The sequence below is a fragment of the Pseudomonas sp. LBUM1674 genome (assembly GCF_059695635.1).
The window spans coordinates 1,091,176-1,110,953 of sequence record NZ_CP166779.1; the positions used below are offsets into that span (position 1 = coordinate 1,091,176).

The 19,778-nt window shown below is 60.7% G+C and carries 19 protein-coding genes; 12 read left to right on the forward strand and 7 right to left on the reverse strand.

The annotated features are described in order from the left end of the window. Positions 1-141: 141 nt before the first annotated feature. The 3 genes from lptF to ACA067_RS05030 all read right to left on the reverse strand — a co-directional run bounded on the left by lptF (position 142) and on the right by ACA067_RS05030 (position 2,115). On the reverse strand, positions 142-930 hold the full coding sequence (gene lptF, locus ACA067_RS05020; protein ID WP_497460848.1) for a lipotoxin F family OmpA-related lipoprotein LptF: 789 nt from the start codon (positions 928-930) through the stop codon (positions 142-144). Positions 931-980: 50 nt separating this feature from the next. Beyond that, the gene (locus ACA067_RS05025) at positions 981-1,394 is read right to left on the reverse strand and encodes a DUF4398 domain-containing protein (RefSeq protein ID WP_497460849.1); all 414 of its coding nucleotides are present in this window, start codon (positions 1,392-1,394) and stop codon (positions 981-983) included. A 376-nt stretch (positions 1,395-1,770) separates the two neighbouring features. Further along, positions 1,771-2,115: a pilin assembly protein gene (locus ACA067_RS05030; protein ID WP_497460850.1), complete on the reverse strand. Its 345-nt coding sequence runs from the start codon at positions 2,113-2,115 to the stop codon at positions 1,771-1,773. 201 nt (positions 2,116-2,316) lie between these two features. On the opposite strand from ACA067_RS05030, the gene ppc reads away from it, so the two are divergent. From ppc to ACA067_RS05065, 7 genes are all read left to right on the forward strand, one after another. Further along, positions 2,317-4,947, forward strand: coding sequence for a phosphoenolpyruvate carboxylase (gene ppc / locus ACA067_RS05035; protein ID WP_497460851.1), 2,631 nt, complete (start codon positions 2,317-2,319; stop codon positions 4,945-4,947). Between the two features lie 293 nt (positions 4,948-5,240). Further along, positions 5,241-5,888 (forward strand): adenylate kinase, encoded by a 648-nt coding sequence (gene adk, locus ACA067_RS05040; protein WP_497460852.1) that lies wholly within the window; start codon positions 5,241-5,243, stop codon positions 5,886-5,888. Between the two features lie 87 nt (positions 5,889-5,975). Then, entirely contained in the window at positions 5,976-6,650 is a 675-nt protein-coding gene (tsaB, locus tag ACA067_RS05045; protein WP_497460853.1) for a tRNA (adenosine(37)-N6)-threonylcarbamoyltransferase complex dimerization subunit type 1 TsaB, read from the forward strand. Between the two features lie 271 nt (positions 6,651-6,921). Continuing rightward, entirely contained in the window at positions 6,922-7,227 is a 306-nt protein-coding gene (locus ACA067_RS05050; RefSeq protein WP_497460854.1) for a hypothetical protein, read from the forward strand. Then, a complete protein-coding gene (locus tag ACA067_RS05055; RefSeq protein WP_497460855.1) occupies positions 7,227-8,087 on the forward strand; it encodes a DUF72 domain-containing protein in 861 nt (286 codons plus the stop codon). Before ACA067_RS05050 ends, ACA067_RS05055 begins: the two co-directional genes overlap by 1 nt. Positions 8,088-8,120: 33 nt before the next feature. Next, complete coding sequence (locus ACA067_RS05060; protein ID WP_497460856.1) at positions 8,121-8,942, forward strand: isocitrate lyase/PEP mutase family protein; 822 nt, start codon at positions 8,121-8,123, stop codon at positions 8,940-8,942. 2 nt (positions 8,943-8,944) lie between these two features. Further along, complete coding sequence (locus ACA067_RS05065; RefSeq protein WP_497460857.1) at positions 8,945-9,640, forward strand: extensin-like domain-containing protein; 696 nt, start codon at positions 8,945-8,947, stop codon at positions 9,638-9,640. Between the two features lie 3 nt (positions 9,641-9,643). Here ACA067_RS05065 and ACA067_RS05070 read toward each other — a convergent pair whose 3' ends face one another. Further along, positions 9,644-10,264: an energy transducer TonB gene (locus ACA067_RS05070; RefSeq protein WP_497460858.1), complete on the reverse strand. Its 621-nt coding sequence runs from the start codon at positions 10,262-10,264 to the stop codon at positions 9,644-9,646. Between the two features lie 93 nt (positions 10,265-10,357). On the opposite strand from ACA067_RS05070, the gene ACA067_RS05075 reads away from it, so the two are divergent. Beyond that, positions 10,358-11,140, forward strand: a complete 783-nt coding sequence (locus ACA067_RS05075) for a class I SAM-dependent methyltransferase (protein ID WP_497460859.1) — start codon at positions 10,358-10,360, stop codon at positions 11,138-11,140. Positions 11,141-11,258: 118 nt separating this feature from the next. Here ACA067_RS05075 and ACA067_RS05080 read toward each other — a convergent pair whose 3' ends face one another. After that, complete coding sequence (locus ACA067_RS05080; protein WP_497460860.1) at positions 11,259-11,903, reverse strand: TetR/AcrR family transcriptional regulator; 645 nt, start codon at positions 11,901-11,903, stop codon at positions 11,259-11,261. Positions 11,904-11,996: 93 nt separating this feature from the next. Here ACA067_RS05080 and ACA067_RS05085 point away from each other — a divergent pair, with 93 nt between their 5' ends. The 4 genes from ACA067_RS05085 (at position 11,997) to ACA067_RS05100 (ending at position 18,513) form a co-directional block, all read left to right on the forward strand. Continuing rightward, complete coding sequence (locus ACA067_RS05085; RefSeq protein ID WP_497460861.1) at positions 11,997-13,097, forward strand: efflux RND transporter periplasmic adaptor subunit; 1,101 nt, start codon at positions 11,997-11,999, stop codon at positions 13,095-13,097. 5 nt (positions 13,098-13,102) lie between these two features. Next, complete coding sequence (locus ACA067_RS05090) at positions 13,103-16,174, forward strand: efflux RND transporter permease subunit (RefSeq protein WP_497460862.1); 3,072 nt, start codon at positions 13,103-13,105, stop codon at positions 16,172-16,174. Positions 16,175-16,686: 512 nt separating this feature from the next. Next, positions 16,687-16,968, forward strand: coding sequence for a DUF6124 family protein (locus tag ACA067_RS05095; protein WP_497460863.1), 282 nt, complete (start codon positions 16,687-16,689; stop codon positions 16,966-16,968). A 198-nt stretch (positions 16,969-17,166) separates the two neighbouring features. Next, positions 17,167-18,513 carry a Fic family protein gene (locus ACA067_RS05100; protein WP_497462733.1) on the forward strand — a complete coding sequence of 449 codons (1,347 nt, stop codon included), beginning with the start codon at positions 17,167-17,169 and terminating at the stop codon, positions 18,511-18,513. Between the two features lie 122 nt (positions 18,514-18,635). Here ACA067_RS05100 and ACA067_RS05105 read toward each other — a convergent pair whose 3' ends face one another. Next, positions 18,636-19,325: a DUF4197 domain-containing protein gene (locus ACA067_RS05105; protein ID WP_497460864.1), complete on the reverse strand. Its 690-nt coding sequence runs from the start codon at positions 19,323-19,325 to the stop codon at positions 18,636-18,638. 23 nt (positions 19,326-19,348) lie between these two features. Next, positions 19,349-19,747 carry a YbaY family lipoprotein gene (locus tag ACA067_RS05110; RefSeq protein WP_497460865.1) on the reverse strand — a complete coding sequence of 133 codons (399 nt, stop codon included), beginning with the start codon at positions 19,745-19,747 and terminating at the stop codon, positions 19,349-19,351. Positions 19,748-19,778: the final 31 nt, after the last annotated feature.

The following is a 19,778-nucleotide window of genomic DNA, read 5'->3' on the forward strand; positions in this document are numbered from 1 at the left end:
AGCACTGATGTTGAATGTTATGCCCTCATCGTCGGAACGCCGCCCGGAGCAAGCTCGCTCCCACAGGGGGATGAGTGATAGCCAAATAAAAGCCCCGCCTGATCAGATCAAGCGGGGCTTTTTTGCTACAGCAAGTCCAGCTTAGTTCGAACTGACCGCCGAACGCGGGATCACCGGCTGGTTGTCGTTGGAAATGGTCACTTCCACCCGACGGTTCATTGCACGACCCGAAGCGTTGCCGTTTTCAGCAACCGGATATTCCTTGCCATAACCCTGGGCAACGATGCGCGCTGGATCAACGCCCATTTTTACCAAGGCCATGCGCACGGAACCGGCGCGGCGCTCGGACAGCGACTGGTTGTGCGAAGCCGTACCGGTGCTGTCGGTATAACCTTCGACAATCGCCTTGCGGTCCGGGTTTTCCTGGAGGAACTGTGCCAGTTTGTTGATGTTGACCAGACCGCTGGATTTCAGGTCAGCCCGGTCGGTGGCGAACAGCACATCACCGAAGGTCACCAGGGTGCCGCGGTCGGTCTGCTTGGCGTTCAGGCTGTCCTGCAGCTGTTTGATCTGCTGGTCGCGGGCATCCAGGCGGGCCTGGGCACGTTGCGCAGACGCGTTCTTCAGGTTGGCTTCAGCGGTGCGCAGGGCGATAGTCTGATTCGCCACTTCAACACGCTGGTTGGTCAAATAGGCAAGCTGGTCGACCTTGGCCTGGTTTTCCTTGTCCATGTAGGCCTTGTCGGCCTTGTCCAGGTAATCGCTGGCGTCCTTGGTTTCCAGTGCCGCGACTTTGCTGGCTTGTGGGTTGGCTTGCAGGCCGCTGTAGTTGGTGCGGGCCTGTTCCAGGTTCGCGTTAGGCGGCGTGGAGCAGGCAGCCAGTGCAACACTTGCAGCCAGCAGGGCAGGGATCATCAATTGTTTACGCATAATGGTTTCGTCCTTTTAGTCGAGTAAGAAAATACGTCGTGCCGCGCCGCTTATTGCACGGTGCGCTGGCTTTCCTGACGCAGTTCCTGAACCCCTTTCTGAGAGTCCTTCACAGCCTGTTCGGCTTTCATCGCCTGGGCTTTGCGCTCTGCTACGCGAGCGTCCCACTCGGCCTGTTCGGCGAGAATTTTCGCCTCCTCATACTTCTTGTCGTGCATAGCGATTTCGGCTTGCTTGAGCTTGTCCTGGGCGGACCTCATTTCCACTGCGGCGAATTCGGTACCGCCAGCGCTGACGGCGCCATTCACGGCGGATTGGGTCACGGCGAATTGTTCGGTCGGCGGGTTACCGGCGCAACCGGCCAGGACCAGGCTGCTGCCGATGGCCAGTGCCGCCAGTTTCAGGCCGCGCAGGTGGGTCGACGGGGATTGGGCAGTTCGGGTCTTCATGGTCTTCAACTCCATTGGAATAACTCCTGAAAAACTTGAAATCCATCCTGGGCATGGAGCCGCAACCGTCAATTTCAGAGGCGTTTTGAAACGGCCGTCCCAGGCGTGGTTACTGGGTGTGACCCGAGGCGTTTTTCAAAAGTTCAGAGAAGATGGCCCATCGCCGGAAAAAATATTGACCGGGCGGACAAGGCTCTGGAGCGGGAACTTCGGCGATTTGTGGCGGTATTCCCGACCGTTTCAAGGCCCGGGAACACGCATTTTTGAACGGAACCGCAATCCATGTGGGAGCGAGCCTGCTCGCGAAAGCGGTGTGTCAGGCAACTTATACTTTGAATGTTGAATAGCTTTCGCGAGCAGGCTCGCTCCCACAGGTTTCGTATCGGATGGATCAGTGTTTCTGTTCGTCGTTACCGCTCGACAAGTCTTGCAAATGACGACGAGACAAAGCGAGAAAACGTGGCGTCGGCCCGACGTCTTCGTACAGCGGATCACCTTCTTCGTCGGTGGCCACGACGGTCGAGCCCTTAACGTACGGGAAGCTTTTTTCGAGCTCTTCCAGGGCGGCGCCGATCAGCTCGCCGAGGAGTTCTTCGGGCTGCCGTTTGGGGTACATCTCGACGATTGCAGCCAGCCGCGCGGCAGCCTCCACATCCAGATGAATCTTGTAGCCGGTGTCGGTCAGGCGACCCTTGGCGTTTTCTTCCCAATGTTGGGCAAGCTCGCGGATTTTCATAGTGACCTCAGTGCGCGCCTGCTCGTGGCAGGCAGGGTGAGTGCCGGCGTTGGCCGGCGGCGGCCGTTGTACGGCTTACTCTTCAGACTAGCTATAACGCCCAAGGTTTAAAGTCCCTTCGTCGTCTTGCTTGTAAGAACCGGTCTGGAGCGGCACTCTTGAAGATCTTAGCCGCCCGGATTTTTTGCTGGAGAACTGCTGATGACCGATATCGATGCACGCTTGCGCGAGGACGTTCACCTGTTGGGTGAGCTGTTGGGCAACACCATTCGTGAACAGTACGGGGACGGCTTTCTCGACAAAATCGAGCAGATCCGCAAGGGCGCCAAGGCCGACCGTCGCGGTTCGATGGATGCCGAGCTGAGTGCCAGCCTCAACCAACTGAGCGAAGAGGAGTTGCTGCCGGTTGCGCGGGCGTTCAACCAGTTTCTCAACCTGGCCAACATCGCCGAGCAATATCAGCTGATCCACCGCCGCGAAGAATCGCAGCCAGCACCGTTCGAAGCGCGGGTGCTGCCGGAGTTGCTGGCGCGCCTGCGCGCCGAAGGTCATGGCGCCGAATCCCTGGCCCGGCAACTGGGTCGGCTGGAGATCGAGCTTGTACTCACCGCTCACCCGACCGAAGTGGCGCGCCGCACCTTAATCCAGAAATACGACGCGATCGCCGCGCAACTGGCGGCCCAGGACCATCGCGACCTGACCACGGCCGAGCGCGAGCAGATCCACGCGAAACTGCAGCGCCTGATCGCCGAAGCCTGGCACACCGAAGAAATCCGTCGTACCCGGCCGACGCCTGTGGACGAAGCCAAATGGGGTTTCGCGGTGATCGAACATTCGCTGTGGCAGGCGATCCCGAATTATTTGCGCAAGGCCGATAAAGCCCTGCATGACGCCACGGGCCTGCACCTGCCACTGGAGGCCGCGCCGATTCGCTTTGCCTCGTGGATGGGCGGCGACCGGGACGGCAACCCCAACGTGACCGCTGCCGTGACCCGTGAAGTCTTGTTGCTGGCGCGCTGGATGGCGGCGGATTTGTACGTGCGAGATGTCGATCACCTCGCTGCAGAATTGTCGATGCAGCAAGCCAGCGATGCCCTGAAAGCCAAGGCCGGGGACAGCGCTGAACCTTATCGTGCGGTGCTTAAACAGTTGCGCGAACGCCTGCGCGCCACCCGTAACTGGGCTCACGCCTCCCTGACGACAACCACTCCCGCTTCGGCCGATGTGCTGCAAAACAACCGCGACCTGCTCGATCCGCTGGAGCTGTGTTACCAATCGCTGCATGAGTGCGGCATGGGCGTGATCGCGGACGGACCGCTGCTCGATTGCCTGCGCCGGGCGGTCACGTTCGGGTTGTTCCTGGTGCGACTCGACGTGCGTCAGGACTCGTCGCGGCACTCGGCGGCGATGACCGAAATCACCGATTACCTGGGCCTCGGTCGGTATGAAGACTGGAGCGAGGAGGAGCGCATCGCCTTCCTGATGCGCGAACTGAACAACCGTCGGCCATTGCTGCCAGCGTACTTCAAGCCGTCCGCCGACACCGCCGAAGTACTGGCGACCTGCCGGGAAATTGCCTTGGCACCGGCGGCTTCACTCGGCTCCTATGTGATTTCCATGGCCGGTGCCGCTTCCGACGTGCTGGCTGTGCAGCTGCTGCTCAAGGAGTCCGGCGTGTTGCGACCCATGCGTGTCGTGCCGCTGTTCGAAACCCTTGCCGACCTCGATAACGCAGGTCCGGTGATTGAGAAGCTGTTGCTGCTGCCGGGCTATCGTGCGCGCTTGCAAGGGCCGCAGGAAGTGATGATCGGTTATTCCGACTCGGCGAAGGACGCCGGCACCACCGCGGCGGCCTGGGCGCAGTATCGGGCGCAGGAGCGTCTGGTCGACATCTGCCGCTCACGCGACGTGGAGCTGCTGTTGTTCCACGGTCGCGGCGGCACCGTGGGCCGCGGTGGCGGTCCGGCCCACGCGGCCATTCTGTCGCAGCCGCCGGGTTCGGTGGCGGGACGTTTCCGGACCACCGAGCAGGGGGAAATGATTCGTTTCAAATTCGGCCTGCCGGACATCGCCGAGCAGAACCTCAACCTGTACCTGGCGGCAGTGCTGGAGGCGACCTTGCTGCCGCCGCCACCCCCCACACCCGAGTGGCGACACTTGATGGACGAATTGGCCGCCGATGGCGTCAGTGCCTACCGCGCCGTCGTGCGGGAAAATCCGCAGTTCGTCGAGTATTTCCGCCAGTCCACGCCGGAACAGGAGCTGGGACGCTTGCCGTTGGGCAGTCGTCCGGCCAAGCGCCGCGCGGGTGGGATCGAAAGCCTGCGGGCGATCCCGTGGATCTTCGGCTGGACCCAGACACGCCTGATGCTGCCGGCCTGGCTCGGCTGGGAAGCCGCCCTGAGCAAGGCACTGGAGCGCGGCGAAGGCGAGCTGCTGGGACAGATGCGTGAGCAGTGGCCGTTCTTCCGCACCCGTATCGATATGCTGGAAATGGTCCTGGCCAAGGCCGACAGCGATATCGCCCGGTCCTACGATGAGCGTCTGGTCGAGCCGAATCTGCTGCCTTTGGGGGCGCATTTACGCGACCTATTGTCGCAGGCCTGCTCGGTGGTCCTGGGGCTGACCGGTCAGTCTCAGCTACTGGCACATAGCCCAGCTACCCTTGAATTCATCCGCTTGCGCAACACTTACCTTGACCCGCTTCATCTATTGCAGGCCGAATTATTGGCGCGCTCCCGGCAACAGGAAGTGGCACAGGGCAGCCCCGTAGAACAGGCGCTGCTGGTGTCTGTGGCGGGGATCGCCGCCGGATTGCGAAATACCGGCTAAGGTTTTTGCCGTGGGTCCAGGCACTCGATGCGGGCATCGGGTGCCTGCTGGCAGAGGATTGGAAAGTGCTGCCAGGCGACAGTTAATGATGGGGTTGCGACTAGGGGTACCCCGTCGCAAAGGTCACGTCAGGCGCGGGTTTCTCCGACTTTTGGCGGCTTGTGTGGTCAGGGCCTGCTGTGTATCTTGATCAGCCTTTGGCCGTTTGGGCGGTCACGATCCTTTTTTTGAGATTGGCCCCAAGAGGCGAATCTGACGTTATCTGTATCTATAAAAAATTGAGGAGCACATCGATGCGCGTCATTCTGCTGGGAGCTCCCGGGGCCGGTAAAGGTACTCAGGCTAAGTTCATCACCGAGAAATTCGGCATTCCGCAAATCTCCACCGGCGACATGCTGCGTGCCGCGGTCAAGGCCGGCACCGAGCTGGGCCTGATCGCCAAGAGCGTGATGGACAGCGGTGGTCTGGTTTCCGATGACCTGATCATCAATCTGGTCAAGGAACGTATCAGCCAGGCCGATTGCGCCAACGGTTTCCTGTTTGACGGCTTCCCGCGCACCATTCCCCAGGCTGAAGCCCTGGTGAAGGCCGGTGTCGAGCTGGATCACGTGGTCGAAATCGCTGTCGACGACGAAGAGATCGTGCAACGTATCGCCGGGCGTCGCGTTCACGAGGCCAGCGGTCGCGTGTACCACACCGTCTACAATCCGCCGAAAGTCGCAGGTCAGGACGACCTCACCGGTGAAGCACTGGTGCAGCGCAAGGACGACACCGAAGAAACCGTGCGTCATCGCCTGTCGGTCTACCATTCCCAGACCAAGCCGCTGGTAGCCTTCTACCAGAACCTGGCCAATGCTCAGGGCAAGCCGAAATACAGCCACATTGCTGGCGTCGGTTCGGTTGAAGCGATCACCGGCAAGGTGCTCGAAGCGCTGAGCTGAACACCGCTTCATCTTCTACGGCCCGCTTGCGGGCCGTAGTTGTTTATACTGGCGCACTTTTTTCTGACCTCTCTTACGGAAACATCGATGAGCACCTTGCTGGCCCTGGACACCGCGACTGAAGCCTGCTCCGTTGCCTTGCTGCATGATGGCAAGGTCACGAGCCATTACGAGGTGATCCCGCGCCTGCATGCGCAGAAGCTGTTGCCGATGATTCAGCAATTGCTGGCCGAGGCCGGGACGACCTTGCAAGCGGTCGATGCCATCGCCTTCGGTCGCGGGCCGGGCGCTTTTACCGGCGTGCGGATCGCTATCGGCGTGGTACAGGGGCTGGCGTTTGCGCTGGATCGCCCGGTGTTGCCGGTGTCGAACCTGGCGGTGCTGGCACAGCGAGCGTATCGCGAACACGGCGTCAGCCAGGTCGCAGCCGCCATCGATGCGCGGATGGACGAGGTGTATTGGGGCTGCTACCGCGAGACGGCAGGGGAGATGCGCCTGGTCGGCAATGAGGCGGTGTTGCCGCCGGAAGCGGCAGCGCTGCCGGCCGATGCCAGCGGTGACTGGTTCGGTGCGGGCACCGGCTGGGGTTATGCCGAGCGCATTGCGGTCAACCTGACCGGGCAGGATGCGGGCATGCTGCCTCATGCTGAAGACCTGCTGACCCTGGCGCGTTTTGCCTGGGAGCGGGGTGAAGCGATTGTGGCGGATGAGGCGCAGCCGGTGTATTTGCGCGATAAAGTGGCGACACCAAAGGCCCGGTAATATCTCAGAGCGAGTCGGTCCAATCGCGAGCAAGCTCGCTCCCACAGGTTCTGTGTCGAGCACAACATCAGAGCGCACCTCAGGACCTGTGGGAGCGGCGGTGCGGCGATCCGACTTGCCCGCGATGGCGGCCTCCCAGCCAGCGCCAATCGTCAGTTTTTAACCCCTGCTTTAAACCTTTCATCGTTTCTGTGTTCTAGTTAGCACTCGGCTGTTTGCGAAGTGGGTTATGCGCCACTAAACTGCCATTATCGATACCGAGCCCGCCATCATGCGTATAGACGGCCTTTCCTCTCAGTCCTACCCCATCAAGCGCCAGCCTCGCAAAGGCCGTGTGGTTGACGACGAATCCGTCGAAATCGACGGTGAGCTGGAATTTCCGTCCGAAGAACAACTGGCCGCCCGCGCCGCCAAAGCCAGCGCGCAACGCTTGAGCAATCTCCCCGCCCGTCAGCAAGACATGATCTATCACCGCGCGATGAGCAAAAGTGTGGCCACGGCACTCGCCAGCTACCTGAGCACCGCCGGTTTTGTCGATTGGGATGCGGATGTGCTGGGTCTCGACCTGTACATCTGATGCTGCTGCCTTACTACCTCGGTTGCCCGTCCTGGAGTGAAAACGCCTGGCGCGACTACCTGTATCCGCAAGACGCCAAGCCCGCCGAGTTTCTGAGGCTCTATTCCCAAGTGTTCAATGCCGTGGAAGGTAATACGACCTTCTACGCCAGCCCCTCTGCCGCCACCGTGCAGCGCTGGGCCGACACCCTGCCGGAACACTTTCGCTTTACCGCCAAGTTTCCGGGCGACATCAGCCACAGCGGCGACCTGCGGGAACAACTGACGGCTGCCGAAACGTTCCTGCAATTGCTCAGCCCCTTGGGTGAGCGGGTTTCGCCGCTGTGGCTGCAATTGTCGAAAAGCTTCACGCCTCAACGACTGTCGGAACTGGCCGGTTTTATCGATGCTGTGGACCGACCCCTGGCAGTCGAAGTGCGGCATGACGCGTTCTTCGCCAAAGGTGATGCCGAGCGCAGGCTCAATCGCCTGCTGCTGGATCGCGGCGTCGAGCGCATCTGCCTCGATCCGCGTGCGCTATTCAGCTGCACCTCGGCCGACCCGTCAGTGCTCCACGCCCAATCGAAAAAGCCCAGGGTTCCGCCCCGTCCGGCCGCATTTACTCAGTTCCCGCAGATACGCTTCATCGGCCATCCACAACTGGAAGCCAACGATCCGTTCCTGGTGCCCTGGGTCGAGAAAATCGCCCTGTGGATCGAAGAAGGCCGCACGCCTTATATTTTCCTGCACACCGCCGACAATCTGCTGGCGGCAAAGCTTGCTCAGCGTTTCCACGCAAAACTGCGGCTGCGATTGCCTGGCCTGCCGCCGCTGCCTGAGCTATACAGAGAGCCCGCCGCGGAGCAACTTGGCCTGCTCTGAAGCGGATTCGTTCCCCTTTTCAGGAGCCTGCCAATGGATGCGCAAACCCTTCGAGCCCAGGCGTTCAAAGCCCTGCATGAACGCGACGGCGCTTTTGTCATTCCCAACCCATGGGATGCCGGCTCGGCGATAATGCTCGCCAGCCTTGGTTTCGAGGCACTGGCGACCACCAGCGCCGGTTATGCCTTTTCCCAGGGGCGTCCCGATGGTGGACTGACGCTGGACGAGACCCTGGCGAACGTTCAGGCGATTGTTGCCGCCACCCCTCTGCCGGTGGCGGTCGATCTGGAACACGGATTCGCCGACGATCCTGCCGAATGCGCCCAAAGTATCTTGCGGGCCGCCGCAGCAGGCGCCGTCGGCGGCTCGATCGAAGATGCCACGGGACGCGAAGACGGCCCGATCTACTGCTTCGACCATGCGGTCGCCCGCATCGAAGCTGCTGTCGCCGCAGCCCGCAGTCTGTCTTTCCCGTTCACGCTGACCGCCCGGGCGGAAAACTTTCTGCATGGCATACCCGACCTGGACGATACGATTCGCCGCTTGCAGGCGTTTGCCGAAGCCGGCGCCGACGTGCTGTATGCGCCGGGCCTGCGCAGCGCTGAAGAGGTGTTGGCGGTGGTCCGTGCCGTGGCGCCGAAACCGGTCAATGTATTGATGTCAGGTGGACTGAAACTGACGGTCGAGCAGTTGAGCGAAATGGGCGTCAAACGCATCAGCGTCGGTTCGGCGCTAGCCCTGGCAGCGTATGGCGAGTTTTTTCGCGCGGCTGAAGAGATCATGATGTCAGGCACGTTCGGGTTCACGTCGCGATCCATGCCGTACGCCCAAGCCAATCAATTGTTCAAAGGCTGACGATGCGGTTTCGGTGGTGGCTGCTGCTGATGCTGTTGATCATTGGTGCGGCGACCGGGAGCGTCTGGCGCGGCTGGATCTCTGTGCCACCACAGTGGAATCCCTGGGCGCCGCTGGATGTGCAGGCCGCGCCGAATTTTCTGACCCGCTACAAGCTGATGCGCCTGCGCGATGATCCGCAATTGTGCGATCAGGCGTTGAGCAGCTCCGGATTGCGCGTGACCCATCAAGCCGACAGTCCTGGCGCGACGTGCCCGCTGATCAACACGTTGCGCGTGCAAGGTGGCGCAGTGGCCCTGAGCAGCAGTTTCCTCGCCAGCTGTCGCCTGGCAGTGTCTTTCGCGCTGTTCGAACATCACGCCCTGCAACCCGCGGCACAGGCGGTCTATGGGCAGGCAGTGACCCGCGTCGACCATCTCGGCAGCTTTGCGTGTCGCAACGTCTACGGTCGCGAGAATGGCAGGCGCAGCCAGCATGCTACCGCCAATGCGCTCGATATCGCCGGTTTCCGCCTGGCCGACGGCCGCGCCATCAATGTGCTCAAGGATTGGCCGAAGGATAATCAGGACGCACGGTTTTTACGCCAGGTCCGCGATGGCGCCTGCGACATGTTCAGTGGGGTATTGAGCCCGGACTACAACGCCGCCCATCGCGATCACTTTCACCTGGATGTCGGGCCATGGTGGGTCTGTCGCTGAGACTCAGGCGGCGATACGCAGGTTCTGCAGCACGATCGGGCGCGCCCAGCCGGTGTCGAAATCGAAGTGTTGCTGTTGCTCCAGCAGCTGTTCTGGCGAGAACGGCGGGAAGGGTTTGTCCAGCAGATGGCGTTCGAACTCGGCGATCGGCAAATGCAGCGCACGCGGTTGTGGCGCCGGGCCGGCTTGCGGCACAGGTTGACCGGCGGCCAGCACGATAGGGCGTACCCAGGCGCTTTCGAAATCCTGCTGTTGCTGCTGCGCGATGATTGCCTCTTCCGGGAACGGTGGGAAGGGTTTGTCCGCCAGGTCCATTTCGAACTCGGCAATCGGCAGGAACAACGGCTCGGGCGGGCGTACCTGGTTGTCCTTCACCTCACAGTCGCGCTGTGAAACGATGTGCGCCAGCAGATCGCTGCCAACGGTGGGCTCGACCGGGCTGTCGAGAGCGACCGGTGGAAAGTTGAGCGACTCCGGCAGCGCCTCACCCGAATGATCGGCCAGCGCCCGGGCAAAAAAATCCTGCCACAGGTGACTGACACCGCTCAGTGCCTGGGTATTTTGCCGACTGTAATCGCCGTAGGGCGAGATAAAGCCGGTAATGGAGGGTTGAAAGTCTGACATTTCTCTCGGTCGACGCTCAGCTCTGGCAAAATGCTCGATAGTTTTGTTATCGGCCGTTTTTGCCGATCATTAATTTTTTGAGCGTGTTTTCCCATGATTGAGCAACCTGCGGCCTGCCGCATCCACGTCGAGGCTTCGACCCCGGCCTTTCAGCCACAGGCCGAGCAATGGGCCGAGCGCCTGGGTTTGCCGATGCAGGTGGCGGACGCTGAGTTTGCCTTGCAGGTGGGCGAGCAGGGTTTGCAGCTGCAACAACTGGGTGCCGATGCGCCGGGACCGGTGCGGGTGGACTTTGTCGAGGGCGGCGCGGCCCACCGTCGGTTATTTGGTGGCGGCACGGGGCAGATGATCGCCAAGGCGGTGGGCATTGCCCAAGGCGTGCGGCCACGGGTGCTGGATGCCACGGCAGGGCTGGGCAAGGACGCGTTCGTGCTGGCGAGCCTGGGCTGCGAGATGAGCCTGATCGAGCGTCAGCCGTTGATCGGTGCCTTGCTGGAAGATGGCCTGGCCCGTGGCGCGGAGGATTTCGAGGTGGCGCCGATCGTGGCGCGGATGAGATTGCTCAAGGGCAATTCGATCGAAGTGATGCGCAACTGGGAAGGTGAGCCGCCGCAGGTGATCTACCTCGACCCGATGTTTCCCCATCGGGAGAAAACTGCGTTGGTGAAGAAGGAAATGCGCCTGTTCCGGCCGCTGGTGGGGGATGATCCCGACGCACCGGCGCTGCTCGAAGCGGCATTGGCGTTGGCCAGTCACCGGGTGGTGGTCAAGCGCCCGCGCAAGGCGCCGTGCATTGCGGGGCCCAAGCCCAGTCATGCGCTGGATGGGAAATCCAGTCGGTATGACATTTATCCGAAGAAAGCGTTGAAGCCCTGAGACCTGCATCGCCCTCATCGCGAGCAAGCTCGCTCCCACAGGGGATCTGTGGTGTGACATGGATCCCTGTGGGAGCGAGCTTGCTCGCGATAGCGTCGGCCCAGACACTACAAATCGATCAGGCTGACTCCGGCCGATAAGCCCGCATAAACAACCCCACCACTTCCCGCACATGGCCCTCGGCCGCATCCCCGGTCAACGGCTCGCCACAGCCATACAGCAAGCGAAAATTCCCCGCACCCTTGAGCAGACAGAAAAAGTGCTCGGCTGCGTTACGCGGTTTGTCGATGCTCAGCGCGCCGCTCTGATCCACCTTGCTCAGCAACCGCTCCATGCCATGCAGCATGCGCTCCGGCCCGGCCTCGAAGAAAATCTGCGAGAGCTTCGGGTCCTGGCTGCCCAGGGTCATCATCAGCCGATGCAGGTTGACCGATTCGTCGCTATTGATCAGCTGATGAAAGCCGCGCGCGATGTTCAGCAGCACGGTTTCAACCGCGACGCCGTCCGGCAATTCGAAAAACAGCGTAGGCAATTGCTCTTCGCACTTGGCTACCACGGCGGCGGAGAACAGCGTCTCCTTATCGTTGAAATGGCTGTAGACCGTCAGCTTTGACACACCGGCCTCGGCGGCCACCGCGTCCATGCTGGTGTTGGCATAGCCCTTACTCAGAAATAGCGTTTTAGCCGCATCGAGGATCGCCTGGCGCTTGGCCAGATCCTTGGGACGGCCCGGGCCGTTAGGTACTGAAAGATTGTTAGGCATATGCGCTTTTATTACTGGACTGGTGAGTTTGCTATTAATAACATACTGGCCAGTATAATTATTCCAAGCACCATTAGCGAAAGGTCCTTCACCATGTTCCGCTATGCCTTGCCCCTCGCGTTGCCAGCTGCTCTGGCGTTTTTATTGACTGCGTGTGGTCACGAAGAGGCACCTCAAGTCACCGTCCGCCCGGCCATGGTGGTGCAGCCAGAGCCTTCGGCCCAGGCGATGGAAAGTTATCCTGGTGAAGTCCGTGCGCGCTTTGAGCCCGAGTTGGCGTTTCGCATTGGCGGCAAAGTCAGCCGACGACTGGTCGAAGAGGGGCAGCGCGTCAAGGCTGACCAACCGCTGGCGGAACTCGATCCTCAGGACGTGCGCCTGCAACTGGAAGCCACTCGTGCCCAGGTCGCCGCGGCCGAAGCCAATCTGAACCTGGTGCGCGCCGAGCGCGATCGCTACAAGACCCTGATGGACCGGCAGATGGTCAGTCGTTCGCAATACGACAATGCAGAAAACCTCTACCGATCCGGTGAGGCCCGCCTGAAGCAGATCAAAGCCGAGTTCAACGTCTCGACCAACCAGGCCAGCTATGCGGTGCTGCGCGCGCCCCAGGACGGTGTGGTGGCCAAGCGTGCGGTGGAAGTCGGACAAGTCGTGGCCGCCGGGCAAACCGTGTTTACCCTCGCCACCGATGGCGAGCGCGAAGTGTTGATCGGCCTGCCGGAGCAAAACTTTGGTCGTTTCAAGGTGGGTCAGCCAGTGTCGGTGGAACTCTGGACCCAACCCGATCAACGTTTCGCCGGACGCATCCGTGAGTTATCCCCGGCAGCCGATCCGAAATCCCGAACCTTCGCCGCCCGCATCTCATTCACCGGCGGCAAGGTCCCCGCCGAACTCGGCCAGAGCGCCCGAGTGTTCGTTCAGGTTGCCGACGTGGTGACGCTGTCCGTACCGCTTTCCGCGCTGACCGCGGAAAACGGCGCGACCTACGTCTGGGTGGTCGGTGCCAATAACACCTTGAAGAAGACCCCGGTGCGGGTCGGTGCCTTCGGCGAGAAAACCGTGCCGGTGCTCGAAGGCTTGAACGCCAGTGACTGGGTGGTGGCGGCCGGTGTCCATGTGCTGCTCGAAGGGCAGCAGGTGCGCCCGGTGGATCGCTCCAACCGCGTGGTCAATCTGGCGGACAAGGAGTAATCCCGATGGGTTTCAATCTATCCGAATGGGCGCTGCGTAATCGCCAGATCGTACTGTTCCTGATGCTGTTGCTGGCGGTCGTGGGGGCACTGTCCTACACCAAGCTCGGCCAAAGTGAAGACCCGCCATTCACCTTCAAGGCCATGGTCATCCGCACTATCTGGCCGGGAGCGACGGCGCAGGAAGTGTCGCGCCAGGTCACTGAGCGCATCGAAAAGAAGCTGATGGAAACCGGTGAGTACGAGCGCATCGTGTCGTTCTCCCGCCCTGGAGAATCCCAGGTGACGTTCATTGCCCGGGACTCCATGCATTCGGTGGACATCCCCGAGCTCTGGTATCAGGTCCGCAAGAAGACCAACGATATTCGCCACACCCTGCCACCCGGGGTTCAGGGGCCGTTCTTCAACGATGAGTTCGGCACGACATTCGGCAATATCTACGCCCTGACCGGCGACGGCTTCGACTACGCGGTGCTCAAGGATTACGCCGACCGCGTGCAGATCCAGCTCCAGCGAGTCAAGGACGTGGGCAAGGTTGATCTGCTCGGCCTGCAGGACGAGAAGATCTGGATCGAACTCTCCAACGTCAAACTCGCCACCCTCGGGTTGCCCCTGGCGGTGGTGCAGCAAGCGCTCGAGGCGCAGAACGCGGTGTCCACCGCCGGCTTCTTCGAAACCACCAGCGAGCGCTTGCAGCTACGGGTTTCGGGGAATTTTCAGACCGTCGACGAGATCAAGAACTTCCCGATTCGCGTCGGCGATCGCACGTTCCGCATTGCCGATGTGGCGAACGTACGCCGTGGTTTCAACGATCCTCCCGCGCCGCGCATGCGTTTCATGGCCGAAGATGCCATCGGTCTGGCCGTGGCCATGAAGCAGGGGGGCGACATTCTGGTGCTGGGCAAGGCGCTGGAAGTCGAGTTCGCCAGAATCCAGAAGAACCTTCCGGCCGGCATGCAACTGCGCAAGGTCTCCGACCAGCCAGCGGCGGTGAAAACCGGGGTTGGCGAGTTCGTTCAAGTGCTGGTGGAAGCCCTGGCCATCGTGCTGTTGGTGAGCTTCTTCTCCCTCGGTGTGCGCACCGGCATGGTGGTCGCCCTGGCGATTCCGCTGGTATTGGCGATGACCTTCGCCTGCATGTATTACCTCGGCATCGGCCTGCACAAGATCTCTCTGGGCGCGCTGGTGCTGGCCCTGGGGTTGCTGGTGGACGACGCGATCATCGCCGTGGAAATGATGGCGATCAAAATGGAGCAGGGCTTCGACCGGATCAAGGCCGCCAGCTACGCCTGGACCAGTACCGCGTTCCCGATGCTCACCGGCACGCTGATCACCGCTGCCGGCTTCCTGCCGATTGCCACTGCGCAATCGGGCACCGGCGAATACACCCGCTCGATCTTCCAGGTCGTGACCATTGCGTTGCTGGCCTCGTGGATCGCCGCCGTGGTGTTCGTGCCCTATCTGGGGGAAAAACTCCTGCCGGACCTGGCGAAAATTCATGCGGCCAAACACGGGACCGGCGACGGCCAGACCGACCCTTACGGGACGCCGTTCTATCAACGGGTCAGGCGCCTGGTGGAGTGGTGTGTGCGCTGGCGCAAGACCGTGATCCTGCTGACCGTCGTGTTGTTCATCGCTTCGATCGTGCTGTTCCGCTTTGTTCCACAGCAGTTTTTCCCGGCTTCCGGGCGTCTTGAGTTGATGGTCGACCTGAAACTGGCCGAAGGCGCTTCCCTGAGCAACACTGCCGACGAGGTCAAGCGCCTTGAGGCCCTGCTGAAGGATCACGTGGGGATCGACAATTACGTGGCCTACGTCGGCACCGGTTCGCCGCGCTTCTACCTGCCGCTGGATCAGCAACTGCCGGCGGCGAGCTTCGCCCAGTTTGTCGTCCTGGCCAAGACCATCGAGGACCGCGAACCCCTGCGTACCTGGCTGATCGACACCCTCAACGAACAATTCCCGGCCCTGCGCTCGCGGGTCACGCGTCTGGAGAACGGCCCCCCGGTCGGCTATCCGGTGCAGTTCCGGGTCACTGGCGAGCACATCGAGGAAGTCCGTGCGCTGGCGCGCAAAGTCGCGGCCAAGGTTCGGGAGAACCCTCACGTGGTCAACGTCCATCTGGACTGGGAAGAGCCGAGCAAAGTCGTGTACCTGAACGTCGATCAGGACCGCGCCCGGGCGCTTGGCGTGAGCACGGCGAACCTGTCGAGGTTTCTGCAAAGCTCCCTGACCGGTTCCAGCGTCAGCCAGTACCGCGAAGACAACGAATTGATCGAGATCCTGCTGCGCGGCACCGTGCACGAACGCACCGAACTGTCGTTGCTGCCCAGCCTGGCGGTGCCGACCGACAATGGCCGCAGCGTGGCGCTGTCGCAGATCGCGACCCTGGAATACGGTTTCGAAGAAGGCATCATCTGGCACCGCAACCGCTTGCCCAACGTGACGGTCCGCGCCGATATCTATGGCAAGGAACAGCCGGCGACCCTGGTGCAGCAGATCATGCCGACCCTCGATCCGATTCGTGCCGAACTGCCGGACGGCTATCTGCTGGATGTCGGCGGCACCGTGGAAGACTCGGCCCGCGGGCAGAACTCGGTGAAGGCTGGCGTGCCCTTGTTCATCGTGGTCGTGCTGACCTTGCTGATGCTGCAACTGCGCAGTTTCTCGCGCACGGTGATGGTGTTTCTCACTGCGCCACTGGGGTTGATCGGCGTGACCTTGTTCCTGATGGTGTTCCGTCAGCCGTTCGGTTTCGTTGCCATGCTCGGGACCATCGCCTTGTCCGGGATGATCATGCGTAACTCGGTGATCCTGGTGGACCAGATCGAGCAGGATATCGCTGCCGGGCTCAAGCCGTGGCAGGCGATCATCGAAGCCACGGTGCGTCGTTTCCGGCCGATTGTGTTGACGGCGCTCGCGGCGGTATTGGCGATGATTCCGCTGTCACGCAGCGTGTTCTTCGGGCCGATGGCGGTGGCGATCATGGGTGGGTTGATCGTGGCCACTGCGCTGACATTGCTGTTCCTTCCTGCGCTTTACGCGGCCTGGTTCAGGGTTAAGAAAGAGTCGGTTTGATCTTTTGATCTTGGCGGCCTTCGGGCCGACCAATCTCTCTCTCGGATACGCTGACCCACTGTAGGAGCTGCCGAAGGCTGCGATCTTTTGACCTTGACCTTGGCGGCCTGACAGCCGACCTGTTTCTGCGGATACACCCGATCCAATTGTGGGAGCGAGCTTGCTCGCGAAGGCGGCCTCAAAATCGACGATGTTTATCGCTTGATCACATGCTCAGAACTTTCCCACAACACTTTCAGGTTGGCTGTCGGAAGCTCGCCCTCTAGCCTATGAACGTCGCTGCCAATTCAGCGACCGGGACTGCAAGCCCGCCGATAGTTTGTTAGGTGCCTACAGGCACACCTATAATCGCGTCGCTTTTACCAGCGTCATCGATTTATGGTGGCTGTGTGCGGGAGATCTTCGGGTCTGCCGAGGTTGCCTAACGACTCGGTCTTGCAGACCCGCATACAGCTGCCACCCATCATCTGCAAGTGATGCTGGCCGCTCCCACGTTCGTTAGGAGCTACACAATGATCAAAGACAGTCCAAATCCCCCCGATCCAGAAACCGAAAAACTGGCCAGACCCGCTCACCGTCCCAGCCCGATTTTCATCATCCGCCCTAACGTCAATTCCGAAACCCTCCTGGTCCATGCCTGTGAAACGCTTGCCTCGGCCAATGTGATGGCTACCGAGTTGTCATCCGCCCTGACCGGCCCCACGTGCAATCTGGTGCTGGGCATCCAGCAGATGATTGTGCTGGCAGAGCTGTCCGTGAATCGCGTGCTGGATCATCTCGATCCCCAGCAATAGCACAACCAAAAAGCCCGCTGAACCTGTGAAGGCCAGCGGGCTTTTTGTGCATGGCCGTTGTCCGATCAGGCTGACCGGGTCCTGGTCATCACAAGCAAGCTTTGCTCCTACACCTATCTCAGACTTGTCTGATATTGAGATGTGGAGAGCAAAATGCTGTACTCAAGACTCAGTTTCATGAGTTTTGAGACAGCGCCAGTGAAAAAGCCACCCATTCTGAAAGGCCGATCCGACCCGATATTCGACCTGTTGGCGCGATCGCCCCACAAGGAGCGTCTCTCGGACTACCTCGCGCTGCTCAAGCCGATGGACGATCAGGGGCGTTACCTTCCGTTCGATGAATTGCGCTACCGCTGGGCGCCGGGGCTGGATTCGAACCTGTGCTGGGCTTTGGTCAAGAAAGCCCGGACTGCCCAGTACTCGACCCTTCTACCCTTGGGCGAGCCGATCCAGTGGGGCAAGTGTGTGCTGACGCCACTGGCGCAAAAGGCGATGTCCATCGTCGACCGGCAAACGACGACTGCAGCGCTGGAATACATGACCAGCCAGATCGGTGAGCACGCGCACTTCAGTTATCTGCTCAACGATCTGATCGAAGACGAAGCCATCAGCAGCAGTCAGCTCGAAGGCGCGGCAACCACCACCCGGGTGGCCAAGGACATGCTCAAGCGCAAGCGCCTGCCGCGCACGCCGGACGAGCGCATGGTGATCGGCAATTACAAGATGATGAACTTCGCCTGGGAGAAGCGTTACGAACCCTTGAGTCTCGAGCTGATCACAGCGATGCATTGCGTTGGTGTGGAGGGCATTGATGACGCGCAATATTCGCCGGGGGATTTCAGGGATAACGATGACGTGGTGGTGCAGGATGGCGAAGGCAACACCGTCCATGCGCCACCCCCGGCAGCGGGGCTCGCTTCACGATTGCAGATGTTGGCGAAGTGGATCAATCAGTCCCACAACGACCCCGATCACGCGGATTACCTCCATCCGTTGATCAAAGGCATCGCGCTGCATTTTGCACTGGGCTATGAGCATCCTTTTCGCGATGGCAATGGCCGGGTCGCGCGCGCGTTGTTTTACTGGTTCATGTTCAAGAATGACTTCTCGGCCTTTCGCTACATCGCGATCAGCATTTTGTTGCGCAACGCGCCGGTGAAGTACGGGCGCTCGTATTTGAATACTGAAGCCGATGATCTGGACCTGACCTATTTCATCGATTTCCAATGCTCGGTCATCCTGCGGGCTGTCAGCGGTTTTACCGAGGCTTATCGGAAAGGTCTGGCCTATGCCGAAAGCTTTGATCAATGGCTATTGGAGTCGGGCTTTTTCGACCGGCTTACCGAGAAACAGCGTGCTGTATTCCAAGTGGCCAAGAGTGGTATGGCCAAGGAGTTCACGGCGGTCAATGTGAAGGAGAATCTGGGTTGTTCCTACAACACCGCGTCGGCCACGTTGAACGGGTTGGTGGCGTTGAACGTGTTCGAGAAGCGCAAGATGGGACGCGAGTGGGTGTTCTTTCTGCGGGCTGCATCGACGCCCTGAATCATTGTGGGAGCGAGACCGGCTTGCCGGCGAAAGCGGTGTGTCAGCCAAAGATGATGTGACTGACACGGACCCTTCGCCGGCAAGCCGGTCTCGCTCCCACAGGTGTTTTGTGCTGAAGCTTAGAGCGTACCGAACACTTTTTTCGCCAGGCTGGTCGCCGCAGCTGCCGGGTTCTGGCGAATGGTTTCTTCCTGCTTGCCGATCATCTCGAACAAACCGTTCAATGCCTGCTCGGTCACATAGCTTTCGATGTTGGCATTCTTCGCATCCAAAACCCCCAGCGTTGCAGCCTGGCCCGCGAACGAGTTGTACTGCTTGGCCAGACCCACCTGGTCGGTCGCTTGCTTGACGATCGGCAGGAACTTGGCGCGGATCTGTTCGCGGCTGGTTTTGCTCAGGTACTGCGTGGCCGAGTCATTGCCGCCACTGAGAATCCCTTTGGCATCTTCCACGCTCATCTTCTTCACCGCATCCACGAGGATCGGCTGGGCCTGGGTCACGGCGGTTTCCGCCGCCTTGTTCATGCTGGTTTCCAGTTGATCAACCTGGGCACCCATGCCGAACTGTTTCATTTTGCTGGCGACCTTGCCCAGGTTGCCCGGCAGTTCGATTTTCACCTCCGGGTTATTGCTGAAGCCACCAGGCGTGCCCAGCTGCTTCACGGCCAGTTGCGCGCCCTGGGTCAGGGCATCTTTCAGGCCGCCGGTGGCGTCCTTTTGCGACAGGTCGCTGAGCGACAGCGCCAGGGCGCTGGCGCAGAACATCAAGCCTGCGCACAGGCCGGCGAGACGAAGGGTAGGGCGGAGCATGGTGGCTTCCTTGTTCGAAAGAATTAGCGGACGGCGTGGACGCGGACTTTCAGCGACTGCGGGTCGCTGCCATCAAGCTGTACGATGTGTGGTTGGGTGGTGATATACGTCAGTTTGCCATCCACCTCGATCCGCGCGCTGATCAAATAACGGTGGCCGGGTTGGACTTGTGCCGGATCGTAGCTCAATTGAAACGGCAGTGGCACCTGGCCTTTGACCGGGCCTTTCTGTTCATCGAGGACCACAGCGGGGGCGTCGGCCAGGGACACGTCCTGCAGGCTGACGCTCAAGGTGGCATTCGGCGGCAGGGCGATGCGTTGCAGGTAGAATACTTCGCCTTCGAGGCTGGATTTAGCGGCGGGTTGTATCAACTGACAGGCACCCAACAGGGTGGCGATGGCCAATAGAGAAAGTTTTTTCATCGTAAATCTCCGTATTTAAGGCGCCAGAAGA

Coding starts and splice junctions, on each gene's coding strand:
- lptF (WP_497460848.1), bottom strand. CDS start 930: ATGCGTAAACAATTGATGATCCCTGCCCTGCTGGCTGCAAGTGTTGCA.
- ACA067_RS05025 (WP_497460849.1), bottom strand. CDS start 1,394: ATGGAGTTGAAGACCATGAAGACCCGAACTGCCCAATCCCCGTCGACC.
- ACA067_RS05030 (WP_497460850.1), bottom strand. CDS start 2,115: ATGAAAATCCGCGAGCTTGCCCAACATTGGGAAGAAAACGCCAAGGGT.
- ppc (WP_497460851.1), top strand. CDS start 2,317: ATGACCGATATCGATGCACGCTTGCGCGAGGACGTTCACCTGTTGGGT.
- adk (WP_497460852.1), top strand. CDS start 5,241: ATGCGCGTCATTCTGCTGGGAGCTCCCGGGGCCGGTAAAGGTACTCAG.
- tsaB (WP_497460853.1), top strand. CDS start 5,976: ATGAGCACCTTGCTGGCCCTGGACACCGCGACTGAAGCCTGCTCCGTT.
- ACA067_RS05050 (WP_497460854.1), top strand. CDS start 6,922: ATGCGTATAGACGGCCTTTCCTCTCAGTCCTACCCCATCAAGCGCCAG.
- ACA067_RS05055 (WP_497460855.1), top strand. CDS start 7,227: ATGCTGCTGCCTTACTACCTCGGTTGCCCGTCCTGGAGTGAAAACGCC.
- ACA067_RS05060 (WP_497460856.1), top strand. CDS start 8,121: ATGGATGCGCAAACCCTTCGAGCCCAGGCGTTCAAAGCCCTGCATGAA.
- ACA067_RS05065 (WP_497460857.1), top strand. CDS start 8,945: ATGCGGTTTCGGTGGTGGCTGCTGCTGATGCTGTTGATCATTGGTGCG.
- ACA067_RS05070 (WP_497460858.1), bottom strand. CDS start 10,264: ATGTCAGACTTTCAACCCTCCATTACCGGCTTTATCTCGCCCTACGGC.
- ACA067_RS05075 (WP_497460859.1), top strand. CDS start 10,358: ATGATTGAGCAACCTGCGGCCTGCCGCATCCACGTCGAGGCTTCGACC.
- ACA067_RS05080 (WP_497460860.1), bottom strand. CDS start 11,903: ATGCCTAACAATCTTTCAGTACCTAACGGCCCGGGCCGTCCCAAGGAT.
- ACA067_RS05085 (WP_497460861.1), top strand. CDS start 11,997: ATGTTCCGCTATGCCTTGCCCCTCGCGTTGCCAGCTGCTCTGGCGTTT.
- ACA067_RS05090 (WP_497460862.1), top strand. CDS start 13,103: ATGGGTTTCAATCTATCCGAATGGGCGCTGCGTAATCGCCAGATCGTA.
- ACA067_RS05095 (WP_497460863.1), top strand. CDS start 16,687: ATGATCAAAGACAGTCCAAATCCCCCCGATCCAGAAACCGAAAAACTG.
- ACA067_RS05105 (WP_497460864.1), bottom strand. CDS start 19,325: ATGCTCCGCCCTACCCTTCGTCTCGCCGGCCTGTGCGCAGGCTTGATG.
- ACA067_RS05110 (WP_497460865.1), bottom strand. CDS start 19,747: ATGAAAAAACTTTCTCTATTGGCCATCGCCACCCTGTTGGGTGCCTGT.